General features: G+C 41.5%; 13 protein-coding genes. 4 read left to right on the forward strand and 9 right to left on the reverse strand.

Features of this window, described 5'->3' with window-relative positions; translation table 11 throughout:
- Nucleotides 1-55 precede the first annotated feature (55 nt).
- From Q7J63_RS15540 to Q7J63_RS15550, 3 genes are all read right to left on the reverse strand, one after another.
- Nucleotides 56-1,936, reverse strand: coding sequence for a CocE/NonD family hydrolase (locus tag Q7J63_RS15540; protein WP_304887447.1), 1,881 nt, complete (start codon nucleotides 1,934-1,936; stop codon nucleotides 56-58).
- A gap of 98 nt (nucleotides 1,937-2,034) precedes the next feature.
- Nucleotides 2,035-2,655, reverse strand: a complete 621-nt coding sequence (locus Q7J63_RS15545; protein ID WP_304887449.1) for a hypothetical protein — start codon at nucleotides 2,653-2,655, stop codon at nucleotides 2,035-2,037.
- Between the two features lie 55 nt (nucleotides 2,656-2,710).
- The gene (locus tag Q7J63_RS15550; RefSeq protein WP_019600284.1) at nucleotides 2,711-3,424 is read right to left on the reverse strand and encodes a hypothetical protein; all 714 of its coding nucleotides are present in this window, start codon (nucleotides 3,422-3,424) and stop codon (nucleotides 2,711-2,713) included.
- A 63-nt stretch (nucleotides 3,425-3,487) separates the two neighbouring features.
- Between Q7J63_RS15550 and Q7J63_RS15555 the strand changes: the two genes are divergently transcribed.
- Nucleotides 3,488-4,018 carry a HEAT repeat domain-containing protein gene (locus Q7J63_RS15555; protein ID WP_304887451.1) on the forward strand — a complete coding sequence of 177 codons (531 nt, stop codon included), beginning with the start codon at nucleotides 3,488-3,490 and terminating at the stop codon, nucleotides 4,016-4,018.
- Nucleotides 4,019-4,051: 33 nt separating this feature from the next.
- Nucleotides 4,052-4,669 (forward strand): hypothetical protein, encoded by a 618-nt coding sequence (locus tag Q7J63_RS15560; protein WP_304887453.1) that lies wholly within the window; start codon nucleotides 4,052-4,054, stop codon nucleotides 4,667-4,669.
- A gap of 134 nt (nucleotides 4,670-4,803) precedes the next feature.
- Here Q7J63_RS15560 and hrpB read toward each other — a convergent pair whose 3' ends face one another.
- From hrpB to Q7J63_RS15580, 4 genes are all read right to left on the reverse strand, one after another.
- The gene (gene hrpB / locus Q7J63_RS15565) at nucleotides 4,804-7,293 is read right to left on the reverse strand and encodes an ATP-dependent helicase HrpB (RefSeq protein WP_304887455.1); all 2,490 of its coding nucleotides are present in this window, start codon (nucleotides 7,291-7,293) and stop codon (nucleotides 4,804-4,806) included.
- A 94-nt stretch (nucleotides 7,294-7,387) separates the two neighbouring features.
- A complete protein-coding gene (locus Q7J63_RS15570) occupies nucleotides 7,388-7,903 on the reverse strand; it encodes a DUF2911 domain-containing protein (RefSeq protein WP_026333879.1) in 516 nt (171 codons plus the stop codon).
- Nucleotides 7,904-7,981: 78 nt separating this feature from the next.
- The gene (locus Q7J63_RS15575) at nucleotides 7,982-9,127 is read right to left on the reverse strand and encodes a Gfo/Idh/MocA family protein (protein WP_019600289.1); all 1,146 of its coding nucleotides are present in this window, start codon (nucleotides 9,125-9,127) and stop codon (nucleotides 7,982-7,984) included.
- A 228-nt stretch (nucleotides 9,128-9,355) separates the two neighbouring features.
- Complete coding sequence (locus Q7J63_RS15580; protein ID WP_304887458.1) at nucleotides 9,356-9,799, reverse strand: hypothetical protein; 444 nt, start codon at nucleotides 9,797-9,799, stop codon at nucleotides 9,356-9,358.
- Between the two features lie 366 nt (nucleotides 9,800-10,165).
- Here Q7J63_RS15580 and Q7J63_RS15585 point away from each other — a divergent pair, with 366 nt between their 5' ends.
- Nucleotides 10,166-10,627, forward strand: coding sequence for a (2Fe-2S)-binding protein (locus tag Q7J63_RS15585; RefSeq protein WP_019600291.1), 462 nt, complete (start codon nucleotides 10,166-10,168; stop codon nucleotides 10,625-10,627).
- A gap of 2 nt (nucleotides 10,628-10,629) precedes the next feature.
- Entirely contained in the window at nucleotides 10,630-12,792 is a 2,163-nt protein-coding gene (locus tag Q7J63_RS15590) for a xanthine dehydrogenase family protein molybdopterin-binding subunit (RefSeq protein ID WP_304887460.1), read from the forward strand.
- Nucleotides 12,793-12,913: 121 nt separating this feature from the next.
- On the opposite strand, the gene Q7J63_RS15595 is transcribed toward Q7J63_RS15590, so the two are convergent.
- Both Q7J63_RS15595 and Q7J63_RS15600 read right to left on the reverse strand, forming a co-directional pair.
- Nucleotides 12,914-13,270 (reverse strand): hypothetical protein, encoded by a 357-nt coding sequence (locus Q7J63_RS15595; protein ID WP_304887462.1) that lies wholly within the window; start codon nucleotides 13,268-13,270, stop codon nucleotides 12,914-12,916.
- Between the two features lie 6 nt (nucleotides 13,271-13,276).
- The gene (locus tag Q7J63_RS15600; protein WP_304887464.1) at nucleotides 13,277-13,699 is read right to left on the reverse strand and encodes a cytochrome c; all 423 of its coding nucleotides are present in this window, start codon (nucleotides 13,697-13,699) and stop codon (nucleotides 13,277-13,279) included.
- Between the last annotated feature and the right edge of the window lie 163 nt (nucleotides 13,700-13,862).

The following is a 13,862-nucleotide window of genomic DNA, read 5'->3' on the forward strand; positions in this document are numbered from 1 at the left end:
TTCACATTTGGTAATTTAAATGCCCTTAACTGAAGAGTTAAGGGCATTTTCATGTTTATTTTTTCATGATAGGAAGAGAAATGCTACTTGGGTATTTGCTGGAGTGGTGGATGTTGTTGGTTGCCACCACAGCTTCTGTCTCGTCATAATTATTTCCTCCCGTATTCATGTTTCTGTCAAATCTCGGGAAATTTGAGCTGGAAACCTCGATTCTGACGCGGTGTCCTTTTTCGAAATAATTGGATGTGGACATCGGTGTCAAATTCACTTCATAGACTTTTCCTTTTTCCATAAAGACTTCTTTTTCATAACCTTCCCGGTATCTTACCCTTTGGATGGTTTCGTCAAGGTTATATGCTTTCCCATCAGGATAGACATCAATGATTTTGATGGTCAAGTCTGTGTCCTTTACATCGGTGGAAAGGAACAATTTTGATTCGATAAAACCACTTATTTCGACGCCCTCTTCAAAGGGTTCGGAAGTATAGACCAAAATATCTTCCCTCATTTCCATTTCTTGTTGGTCAAATGAACCACCTTGGACGGCATTGCCAGTACAGCAAACATTTCCCCCGTATGAAGTTACAGGATCCATGGGATCATATTGGAAGGTGTCTGGATTGTCTTTTCTTGCCTTTTTTGTAGTCAAGACACCATCTCCCATTCTTGAATTCGCCTTCCCCTTACTGTCCAAGAAGTAGGTGACCATTTCGGCTTCTTTTGGTGGCCAAGTGTCAGATGTTTGCCATTTATTGGACCCCATGGTGAAATAGGTGACACGGGGCAATTCGGCTTTCAAATTCCCTTCTTCGCCTTTTAACCAATGGTCAAACCAAGCGTAGGTCATATCATTGTAAGGAAGTCTTGCATCTCCCATGCTTCTTTCACCGACGACAGTGTTTTCAGTTGCCCGAGTAAAAGCGCAATGTAGGGTAGGGGCAATCACCAAATATTGGTTGTCTCTCATCGCCTGGTCTTTGGCATTTTCCCTTACATGGTTGAAAAGTGCCAAATTTGGGCTGGATGACACATCATACCAAGATACAAACCAGTAACTAGGTTTGTTGAAAGGCATATCATCATGGTACAAGCCACCTTCAAACCATTTTGGATCATTGGGTTTTCTGGTGATCATCTCTTCGTAGAGACCTTTGGGACCATTCACATTTTTGATGATGTCCTGGACCGGAAGATGACTCAGACCTTCTTTCCAATCCACGCGCGGATACCTTGGCGCCATGTCATAAAAACGCTGCAATCTCAATAAATCTTCTTGGGAAATACCCTCGGCAAGTTTTGGGGCCATTGGGTCATGTTGTGTCCCATACAGCCAAGCGGTAAACAGCATTTGTCCCGCTCCACCGCGATACCAATTGCCTTGTTCGTGGTAATCACCAATTCTTCCGACACCAGCGCCAAAAGCTTGTGGAACCATGGCTGCATGCGCAGGATGATCCAATGAAGCAACGGCCATTTGCCATTCAGCAGTCGAAGAACAACCAATCGTTCCGATTTTCCCATTGCTCCAAGCTTGATCGGCCATCCAGGTAAATGCATCGTAGCCATCGGTCAGCGGTGCACCCAAGATTTCCCATTCCCCTTCGGAAAAAAATCTTCCTCTTTCGTTTTGGACCACATAGGCATACCCTTTTTCAACAGCCTCCAGTGCTGTCTGTAGCGTTCTGGTGACGAGTTCTCCATCTCGATAGGAATTGAAATTGTAAGGTGTGCGAGAAAAAATGATTGGGACTGGTTGGTCCGTTTTTGGTCGATAAATATCGGTAGACAACCGAACGCCATCTCTCATGGGCATCATTACCTTTTGGTCCACAATGGCAATTTCTTCCAATTGTTGAAGGACGTTTTTTTCTTGTGCCCAGGCGACTCCATTAAAAAATAATAGGAGCCCCAATAAGTAAAATCTGGTTTTTTTCATAGAATGTCTTTTTGATGAAAACAATTTATGATAATAATAATAATCCTGATAAGAATCGATGACTATTTGACCAAAGGCCTATAAAAATATATGGATGATCAATTTCTTTTGAATTTCTCTTTAAGGTTTTCAAATAGGGGAGCTTTGCTCTTTCTATTCTTTCGCTTTTTATCCCTTGCTTTTTTTCTCCATTTTTTGTCTTGCTCCCTTCCCTTCACCAAAACCATTCTTGCAGAGATTCCAACTTGTCCCCTAAAAAATTCTTCCCTTCCAGCCATGTTGAAGTTCGGCTTGTAATCAATCGAAATGTTGGTGCCGGCAATAGTCATTTCTATGCCTCCTATCAGGTCAATTCCCGTGGTGGCATTGCCGTAGGTTTGGGTGATTTCTTTCGTATCCCGGTTCTTGATAAAACTTTCCTCCCTGCCAAGAGAAAAGCCGCCTCCATAGTAGTAATTGAATCTTTTGGAAATAATGGGATGATGCTTTTCCAGTAATATGTGCATTCCGGAATTCCTGCTAAAATCCGACTGGATTATTCCTTCCACAGTGACATTTTTGAGGACCCGTTGTTGGACGGAAATCCCAACGGTCCTGCTAAGATCATTGCTTCCCAACCTCAATCCAGCAGAAGTTCCGTATCGTTGAGCCAAAACGGAGGATCCCGAAACAAGTATAAGAAATAAAACCAGGGTGATGTATCTGTAGTGCACAGGCATGTATTTGATTGATTTTCTTAAGGTTCAATAATTATTCCAAATTTGGCATTTAAATTCACCAATTGTCTTCAGGACTTATTTTTTCGTTTTTTTCATCCACCGAGGCCAAAAAATCCTTCCACAATTCTTCTCCTTTGTCATTGTATTTAATTTCCGCACTGAGCAGAAAATCATTTGTTTTCAACAATTCCTCATAGGTTGGATTTTGGATGTGCTTTGGGATTTTAAAAATCCGTGGATCTTTTTTATCAAAAGGTGTTTCCTCTTTGCTTCCAAATAAGTAAGGCATAAGGGTTTCAGAGCAGGTTATTCCGATTTGATCAACCCTAAAATCCTTGAAATAGGAGGAAAGCCGAATATTGATTTCTTCAAAAAACTCAAGCGTCTCACTCAGCCTAACCCTGGAGCCAGCCCTTGATTTGCCTTTGGTTTTCAGGTATTTGATCTGACTTTTTCCTTGCTTTTTCCGGACCATGTAAGCCCTGAATACTTTATGATCCGTATTTATAAAATTCTCAAAATAGCCAACCGCCGCGATCCCGGATCGTATGAGTACCAAAACATAATGCTTGAAATCCAGGAGATTGGTTTGATTCTTTTCAGGATCAAATTCCAAATCCAAGGGCAATCTAAGTTTCATCAAAGCCTCAGATTCTGAATAATAAACGAGCTGGTTTTTTTTAGCCTCAAAGAGGACTTCAAAATTTCGGGACTGCATAAATACCAAGAATTTCTCAATCAAATTTTTATCAAATATTTCTCTTCTCATAAAAATTCCATGATTTAAAGTAAAATTAACCTTAAATTTGATCAAGTGACTAAAGAATAAACAATGGAAAATAAAATAGCCAACCTGTTTGGCAAAATGTGTGACAAAAACGAGGATGAATCTTTTGAATATGCGGACAAGTTGGCCAAAATCGGTACCGAGGAGGTCGTGGACGAATTGATAAGGATATTGAAGGGGGAGGACATGGACAGTGCCATTCTCGCCGCTAGGGCATTGAGCAAAACAGAAAACAATGAGAAAGCTCTAGAGCCTTTGCTAGAATTGATACATGATACTGCTTACAAAAACAAGAACGGGGCTTTCGTCCAAGCGCTTGAAGGTTTCGACCTAGGGTCAAAATTCGTGGATATTTTAAGAATTTATCTTTTTGGAAATTTCAAAGCCTCTGCCTTGGCTAAAGAATATCTGGATTACACTGAATTTGATCTGACGCCTCGGGTGATCAAAAAAATCGAGAAGCATTGGAGTCATTTCGAGAATAACATTTCAAAGGAAGATGATGAATACATCATCAAAAAGCAGGAAATTGAAAAAATACGAATGGACATGAAAGAATTATTTGAGTCAGAATAGGCAACAAAATTCACAAGTAAAAGTTATAAGTGTATGGAAATCAAAGAAATGATATCTCTTCATGAAGATTTCTTGGAAGATTTTGGTTTCAGTCTAGACCAGGAGATTTTTCATTTTATCAAGAAAATTCCTCAAGGGAAGCAGATTATTTTTTTCCACCATACACAACAACCGGAAGTCAGCTATTTGGAGTATCACCTTGGAATCCGGTTTGATATCGTTGAGGTAATCATCAATCAATTTTTGCCCTCATCCGGGGATTACCAAGATCGGAGTATTACCTTGGTCGAAACAGTGGATTCCATCAATAAGTCCATTCCGAGAAGGTTTTTGGTCGAGAATGAATTGGAAATCAATGCGGTGATCAAAGAAGCAGAACATTTTTTGGTAAAAGAGGGATTCAAATGGCTTGATGAATATTCAAATCCTTTAAATATGGAGCGACTGTTTAACGATGCCGCGGATTTCAGCAAAGTAAGTCAGAATTTTACTTACAGGTCTGCTCGAGGTGTCACCCTCAGTAAACTCTACAATCCCGCTGAATACCAAAATGTGAAGACTTTTTATCTGGAAAAACTTGAAGAAAAACAGGAAACGCCTTTTACCTTAGCCAGTTTTTTAAATCTTCTCGATTATTTGGATAATCTTTGATCCGAATAACAGCTTTTCATATTTAACCATTTTCGATTCAATTTCTTTACAATCAACATTTGAAAACGATTTTGCTACTAAAAATTGGATTCTGATTGTTGTCAAACTTTAAAAATCGGTAGCTTTTGATTTAGCTAAACCGTCGTTCTTTTTTTCACACCTTTTACCGCTTGGGCCTCTAGCGGATTTTCAGGCCAAGAATGCTTGGGATATCTTCTTTTCATCTCTTTTTTTACTTCAAAATAAGTGTTCATCCAAAAACTTTTTAAATCTGAGGTCACCTGTACAGGCTTGTGTCCCGGGGAAAGTAAATGCAATAACAATGGAATTTCTCCTCCATTGATCCGTGGTGTTTCCATCCAGCCGAAAACTTCCTGGAGTCGAACAGCCAACACTGGGTTCGCTCCGTCTGCCTGGTATTGGAGCGTAATGCTGCTACCACTTGGGACTAGAATCTTTTTGGGTGCCAAACGGTCCAATGAATTTTGCTGCTCCGATGTCAGACTGTGGAAGAGGATTTTCTCCAAGTCCAATTTTTTCAAATCTTCTATTTTCCTAACGCCGATCAAATAGGGTCCCAACCATTCCTTATTGGTCTGGAGTAAATAAGACAAGCTCCAATCCGGCCAATTATCATCCTTTCTCCAAACCTTCAAACTGTGCACACGATTTTGCAGCTGCAGGAATGAATCGGAAAATTCCAGATGCTGTTTGCCTTCCAAACTGATAAATTTCGATGCCGCATCGATCATTTGTTCTTCGGGGATATTTTGAATGGGGGTAGATTTTAGGACAATACTTCCGATCCTCAAATCCTTTGACGCGACCAGGCCTCCTTTTTTCGCATCCCAGAGGACCACTTTTTTTTCCTTAACCATTGGTGCCAAATCCCTTGGATTCAGTGGAGAGCCCAAGAATATTTTCCCCATTCCCTCACGTGCATCGATGTGGGAAATGGCTAGCCATGGCTCGTGGGCCAAATCATCCTTGTGACCGAACATTGCCAATTTCCCGTTCGCCAATTGATATTGGGCATTATTACCGGGCCTCGCAAATGCAATCCGTTCCGGATAGGCATTGGCAATCAGCAGACCTGTTTCGTAGGGATCAAAAGCTGAATTTTCAACATCTACCCTGAACATTCTCCGATAGTTAGCTGCCACTTTTTCAATTTTATTCAAACCCTTGACAGAAAGATTTTCCTTTCTCGCCCTTCGCAAGGCTTCGATTCTCAGGTTGATGTCGATGCCGGTTTCTGGATCCAAAGGATCTCTTTCTTCCAGCAATGCCGCAATGTCCGTAGCGAGTGCAGTTTTCCCTTCTTCTTCTGCAATGACCAGCATGTGGGCAATCCGTGGATGGGAAGGTATGGAATGGATTTTCTTTCCATGGGCTGTAATCCTATTTTCCTCCAAAGCACCCAGCTGGTGAAGAATATCAAAAGCCTGCGCCAGCATTCCCGCCGGAGGTGGAGTCAACCAAGTTAGATCCTTGATGTCTTTGATTCCCCACAGCACCATGTCCAACACCAAAAAAGCAAGGTCAGCATCTAGGATTTCAGGAGTCCTAAAATTGGCCATGGTCCCTTGGGTGGCCTTGGACCAAAGCCTAAAACAAACCCCAGGGGAAAGCCTTCCCGCGCGACCAGCTCTTTGGTCAGCAGAATCTTTCGCTATCCTAACAGTTTCCAATCTCGAAAGCCCTGACTTCGGGTCAAATTTAGAGGTTCGCCCAAATCCGGAGTCCACCACAATGGTAATTCCCTCTATGGTCAAACTTGTTTCAGCAATAGACGTCGCCAAAACCACCTTTCTTTTCCCATTTCTATTGGGCATGATGGCTTGGAATTGGGCAGTAGGGGAGAGTTGACCATAAAGTGGATGAATGGAAAAATTCGGCAGCTGCTTTCTTAAGATACTCTCCGTCTTTTTGATTTCTCCCTGACCGGGCAAAAAAACCAGAATATCTCCCAAATTTGATTTTGAGGCTTGAATGATGGTTTTTGAAACCATTTCCGGCATCAACCAAGGGTCGATATCCCCGGAATAATGGACTTCAACGGGAAACAATCTCCCTTCACTGGATATTACTGGGGCATTTAAAAGAGCAGAAAGCTGTGGCATATCCAAAGTAGCCGACATCACCAATATCCTCAAATCAGGTCTGAGCACTTGCTGTGCCTCCCGGCAAAGGGCCATGGCTACATCTGCATGGATATTTCTCTCATGGAATTCGTCAAAAATCACCATGCCTACATTTTCCAAAGCATTGTCTTGGTGGAGCATCCTGGTGAGTATCCCCTCAGTGAGGACTTCAAGTTTGGTCGAGGAAGTGACCTGGCTTTCGAATCTTATTCGATACCCTACGGTTTGCCCGATTTTTTCTTCCAAAAGCTCCGCCATCCTAAAAGCAATTGTCTTGGCGGCTAGTCTTCTTGGTTCGAGCATCAATATCTTTTTCCCGGCCAAAAATTGCTCTTCAAGCAAAGCCAATGGCAAAAGCGTGCTTTTTCCAGCGCCCGGAGGGGCATGGACAATCAAGGTGTTGTGTTGTGCTAATTTTTGTTTCAACTCTGGAAGAATTTCCAGAACCGGTAAATCAATTTTGTAAGGATCGAATTTCAAGTCAATAAAATTTAGCCTCAAAGGTAAAAAAAATACCACTGATCCATGAAAATTAAATTTCAGAACCAGTGGTATTTTTTAGTTTTTGTTTTTACTACTCTATTTTAGCAGAAGCCTTTCCGTATTCCCATCTGATTTCAAAACCACCAGAATTAACTTCGTAAACCAATCTTTCTTCCATTGAAGAGCCCTGTCCTGAAGGAACTTTCACTCTTAAAGCGTCTTTGCTTTGGTCATATTTGTAAGCACCCCATTGTTTGGCTTCTTTGTTGAAGACAAAAGTTGATTCATATTCTCCAGGAATAATGAAAAAACTATAGGTTCCAGCAGGTAGGCTTTGGCCTTGAACCTTGATGGCTTTGCTGGTTTCAAAAGTGGTGGCATCATTTGCCCCAGCTCTCCAAATTTCGCCCATGGGAACCAAATCTCCCCATATCGTTCTACCCTTCACAGCCGGGCTGGAGTAATTGATAGTGATACTGGCGCCATTGATTTCGCCTGTGGCAGTTTTGGCCGGACTTGGTTTTTCTTCCTGGGCAAAGGCCATAAGAGAAAACACCGATAATAAGACGGTCAATAGACCAGATTTTCCAAAAGTTGTTTTTTTCATATTGGATTGAGTTTGATTTGATTTGTTCGATTTAATTAACTCTTAAATGCAACATTGGTTTGGAGGCGAATGGTTTTGTTATATTTTCACCCAAGCTTGTTTTCTATGGCTTTCGATGATTCTTTCACAAATCAACAATTCCCTTTGCCCATCCAAGAAGGCTGGGAAACTTGGTGCTTCCGGTTGCCTTCCTTCTCTTATTGCTGCATAAACTTCTTTGAACATCTGTTTGGAGGTGTCCGGGAATCCTTCATTGTGACCACCTGGGAAACTAATCAATTGAGCTGCTTCTTTGGAGAAAAGGGAAGGATCTTTCATCAATTGATGATTGGCCGTTTCTCTTTTTCCGATCCACATTTCATTGGGCTTTTCAGAGCACCATTCAAAGTTTGCCTTTGAACCCGCGATTTCAATATTCAGCCTGTTTTTACGACCTGCATTGATTTGGCTTACCGTGACGGAGCCTTTGTTTCCATTGTCAAAACGAAGCAAAACAGAAGCATGGTCTTCGGTGCTGATCGGAACTTCTTCATAGTCTGATGCCTGAAGTTTTTTATTGGAAAAGCTTTCAACAGCTTTCAGAGGCTTCAACCTGGTCTTGTGAACGGTAGAAAAATCCGCCATTACTTCGGTTATTTTCAGACCGGTGACATATTCGGTAATGTCCAACAAATGCGAACCGATATCCGCGATGGCTCTTGAATCTCCGGATTTGTCCGGCTCCAATCTCCAATTGTAATCCGTATTCAAAAAGAGCCAATCTTGAAGATAAGAACCCATAATGCTGTAAACATCACCCAACTCACCGCTTTCTCGCATGGTCTTCATTTGACGTACCATCGGATAATATCTCAGATTGAAGTGGACTGCATTGACGAGACCTTTATCTTTCGCCAAAGCGACGAGCTCTTCGGCCTCTTCGATTTTAGTGGCCAAAGGTTTTTCACAAATGACATGCTTTCCAGCCAAAAGTGCAGCTTTGGATTGCGGAAAGTGAAGGAAATTTGGGGTGCAAATATGGACCACATCGATTTCCGACTGTTTCAACATTTCCTCAAAAGTATAGGCATTGGGGATCCCCAGAAGATTTGCTTTTTCTTTGGCCAATTCAAGGGTTACTTCACATAGAGCCGTAACCTCAATATTGGGTAGGCGACGTAGAGCTTCCAAGTGAGCCGGACCGATAAAGCCGGTTCCCACGATGGCAACATTGATTTTTTTCATAATAGGTTATTTGGTTTGATTGATTTTTTGAAATAAAATTAAAGATAGGGTCAAGTTTTTGGATATAAAACAAGCATTGGATTTTTTTGGGAACTGAGAACCAATTTATCCATGAAAACTGGCGGTACATACAAGCGCTTGGTGTCCATTTAATAGGGTTTAGATTTGGTTTTTATGGGGATAAAAAGAATTGTTGTTTTTGTTAACAATCCATTTCAAATCCCAAGTTTAGAAAAACAAATAAACGCCAAATAACAAAATGGCCATACCAAAAAACAGCATGAACTTTCCCTTTTTTGCATTGGCTTTGTGTTTTTCGAATCCTTTTTCATCCTTGAAGGTGATCACTCCTTCCTTATCTGTATTGTAGAATTCATAAATTTCCAATGTTTTCAAAATCTTGTAGGACCATATCAAGAGCACAATACCCAATAGGAGAAATGGAATTCGAAAGCTTTCCAATAATTCCAGGATGTTATGACTGGGCTCCGAAGAGGGATCGATTGCATTCCCATTGGGATTTGGATCGGCTGTACTTGAGGAAATCCCCAAGCTTGAATCTTGTGCAGCAACTTTGATATTCCCTACAAATTTTCCAAAACCGCTAGGATAGCCATTTTCAAAATTATCGAATATTTTAAAAACAGGATTCTGGGAAAAAGAATAATTCACGGTCTGTACGCATATGGAACATAAAAATAAGGTAAGTAACGCCTTTGAATTGAAATTGAATTCCATGGTGAATCACTTGAATAGAGAAGGAATTGGGTGACTACAATCAATATATAGTTTCGAAAAATAGTTGATTAAATTTGGATTAATTCCATTTTTGAATTTAATTTTTTGAATATTATTGTTTTTGCTCAGGTACGTAAATAAAACTATTTGGCATTTTGAAGCAATAAAAAATCAAAAACACCGACCATTCAAATTTCTTTTTCTTTGCTTTATCAAATTAGATCAAAATATACAATCTATCCTGTCAGCCCCTGCGCATTTTTTCATAAATTAAAGTCAAAATCAAAAAACCGAGAAACAATGGCGAATTTTAATTTGCAAATAAACGGAAAAACCCACACTGTAGATGTCGAGGGAGATACTCCTTTGCTTTGGGTTTTAAGGGATCATCTTGGTCTGGTAGGAACTAAATATTCCTGCGGAATAGCCCAATGTGGTGCCTGCATGGTACATATAAATGGAGAAGCTGTTACCTCCTGTATGCTTCCTGTTTCTTCGATCGGGTCGGATAAAGTCACCACCATTGAAGGGCTTTCAGAGGAAGGTAACCATCCCGTTCAAGAAGCTTGGAACGAAGTGGATGTTGCCCAATGTGGCTATTGTCAAGCCGGCCAAATCATGGTTGCGGCGGCACTCTTGAAAAAGAACCCAAAACCATCCACAGAAGAGATTGAAAATGGAATGAACAGAAATATTTGTCGCTGCGGAACCTATCATAGGATCCGGGAAGCAGTGGCACTGGCCTCATCAAAACTTAAATAAAAATGGCAAATCTAACCAAAACGAATAGAAGGGATTTCCTCAAGATCGCAGCCATGGCTGGCGGAGGATTGTTTATCGGTTTCAATTTGTCAAGTTGTGACTCCCCCAAAATGAAGGTGTTGAGCACAGCGGAAATCCTGTCCAAAGCATTGGGATTCAACAGTTACCTTTCCATTTCACCGGAGGGACACATTGTCATTTATTCTCCCAATCCAGAATTGGGACAAAATATCAAAACTTCCTTTCCGATGATAGTAGCAGAGGAATTGGATGCCGATTGGAAAGATGTAAGGGTGGTTCAGGCTTTTTTGGATACCGAAAACTATGAAAGGCAAGTCACCGGTGGAAGTGGTGCCATGCCGCATTCTTGGGAAAGACTTCGAAAAGCCGGAGCGACGGCAAGACACATGTTGGTCGCAGCCGCAGCTGCAAAATTAGAAGTTCCGGCAAATTCACTGACCACAGAGAAGGGTGTAATCTTCCATAAAGACAGTGGCAAAAAACTGACTTATGGGGAAGTAGCAACGGAAGCATCCTTGTTGACTGCTCCGGAAGAAATTACTTTGAAGGACATAAAAGATTTTAAGATTATCGGAACTCCGGTAAAAAATGTGGATAACCAAGCGATGTTTACCGGCAAGCCACTATTTGGTTTGGATTTTTACAGAGAAGGCATGCTTCACGCCATGATCCAGCGACCACCATTTGGGATGAAATTGAAGTCCGTCAACGACGTAGCGGCGAAGGGTGTGAAGGGAATTGTGGATGTGGTCACTTTTAAAAACAATGTGGCCGTGGTCGGGAATTCCACATGGCCTTTGATACAGGCAAGAAAACTACTGAAAATTGAGTATGAGGCTGATGGGAGCGTGGAAAGTTCCTCGGATCATGACAGGATTTTCCAGGAATTGCTGGATGGCAAAGAAGCCCAGGTCATGAGAAAGGATGGGAATGTGGATTTGGCTTTCAAAAATGCTGCGCAGGTCATCAAAAGCGAATACCAATGTCCGTTCTTATCCCATACGCCAATGGAACCCATGAACTTTTTTGCGGATGTCCGTGCGGACAAAGTCGAATTGGTTGGGCCTACGCAAACTCCCGACAGGGCAAGAAGTGAAACCGCGGAATTATTGGGAATTCCACCTGAAAATATCAGCGTGGAACTTACCCGATTGGGAGGTGGATTTGGGAGACGATTGAGAGCGGATTTTGTTGTAGAGGCCGTGGAATTGTCCAAGATGATGAAGGCTCCGGTAAAAGTGACTTGGAGCAGGGAAGACGACATGACAGGCGGCGCATACCGCCCGGCAGTTCGTTACCGCTTTGAAGCAGCCTTGGATGAACAAGGAAACATGATTGGGTACAAGTTAAGGGGTGCAGGGATCAATGCCGGAAACAGTACAAGACAAGACAATTTCCCTTCAGGGTCCGTGGACAATCTATTGATAGAATCGGTGGAACACAAATCTCCCATTACGACAAATCCCTGGAGAGCACCAATCACGAACTTCCTGGCTTATGCAGAACAGGCATTTTTGGATGAAGTTGCCTTTGCAGCAAAAAAAGACCCTGTGAAATTCAGGCTGGAATTATTGGAAAGAGCGAAAAAATCTCCGATTGGAGAAATCAAATACGACGTAGACAGAATGATTGGCGTCATCGAATTGGCAGCAGAAAAATCCAACTGGGGCAAAAATGGAAATCTCCATCAGGGTTTCAGTGTATATTATTCCCATAGATCTTATGTAGCCCAGGTAGCAGATGTGGAGATAAACAAAGGAAATCCAGTGCTGAAAAAGATCTATGCCGTGACCGACTGCGGTATCGTTGTCAATCCAACCGGTGCAGACCAACAGGTCCGCGGCGGTATTGTGGATGGCATGGGACATGCGATGTTCAGCAATCTGACCTTTGAAAATGGGGTGCCCAAACAAAAGAATTTTGACAGTTATAGACTGATCAGGATGAAAGAGGTGCCTGAAATCGAAGTGCATTTTGTCCAAAACGGGATTGATCCAACAGGATTGGGCGAGCCTGCTTTACCGCCCACCGGTGGAGCCATCGCCAATGCCATCTTCAAAGCGACAGGAAAAAGGTTGAGAAGTCAACCTTTTGTCGAGCAACAGGAATTTTCGGAAATCAATCTGGAATTGAGGATGACTTAAATTCCCTTGGTGATTGAATTGAAATAAAAAAAAAGAGCCCATTTATGCAGATAGATGGGCTCTTTTTATGATTAATTATAATTTTATGGGTTAAAATGGAATTGGGAATCCATAACACACGTTAAATCTCATCCATTCCTCTTTCAGGCCAATAGGGGCCAATCAGTTTTAACTCTCGAATATCTTTGTCAAACTCAAACTCAATATCCATTTTTTCTTTACCCTGCTCATTGATATTCAGGCAGGCATTGAAGTAGATCAAATCAAAGCCAACTGTTAGTTTTCCTTTGAGACTGTCGGTAAGTTCAATGTTGCCTATCTGTTTTACATTTTCCACCACGGCTCCTTCTTTTTTATAATAATAAGAAAGAAAAATACCCATCTCCAGCACATTATTTGAAAGCGTTTCAGTGATCGTGTCTTTTAAGTCATCAATTTTTTCACTGCCTGACGTGTCAAATTTCCAAGATTCTTGCATAACTCTCTATTTGATAATTTCCTTATTCCGTAGATTTGTCACCTCTTCTGATAAAATTATTTTCCCCTCATTTCCCCAGGAATTTCTAACGAAATTCAAAACGTCCGAGATTTGTTGGTCCGAAAGATAATCCTGTGCTGCCATAGGAATGCTGTATTCTTTTCCGTTGACGGTTATTTTTTCATTCAGTCCCTTCAACAAAACCAAAATGGACCTTTCACGATCCTCCATTAGAAAATCTGATTTGGCCAAAGGAGGAAATACACCGCCAATCCCTTCGCCCGCCGACATGTGGCAACTTGCACATTGGTTGGCATATACAGTTTCTCCTCTTTTGACACTTTCTTGGAGCGCATCATTGTTCAATACAAGGTATGCGCTGTAAATGAGAACGGTCATCATTGAAAACAGTGAGAGTAATTTGACCATAATGTGACTGGGTAGAAAATGATTATAAAGGCAGGTAATTTATCCTCCTCAAAAATCGACAAAAAAAATACCAAATCACAAACAGTACTGGATAGATTTGATCATCAGGGATTTTTCTAGGAGAAATATTGGTCTTTCGCGTAGGATGATTTTCGGACGGAAT

Origin of the sequence: Rhodonellum sp. (assembly GCF_030656585.1) — a bacterium.
Classification (GTDB): Bacteria; Bacteroidota; Bacteroidia; order Cytophagales; family Cyclobacteriaceae; genus Rhodonellum; species Rhodonellum psychrophilum.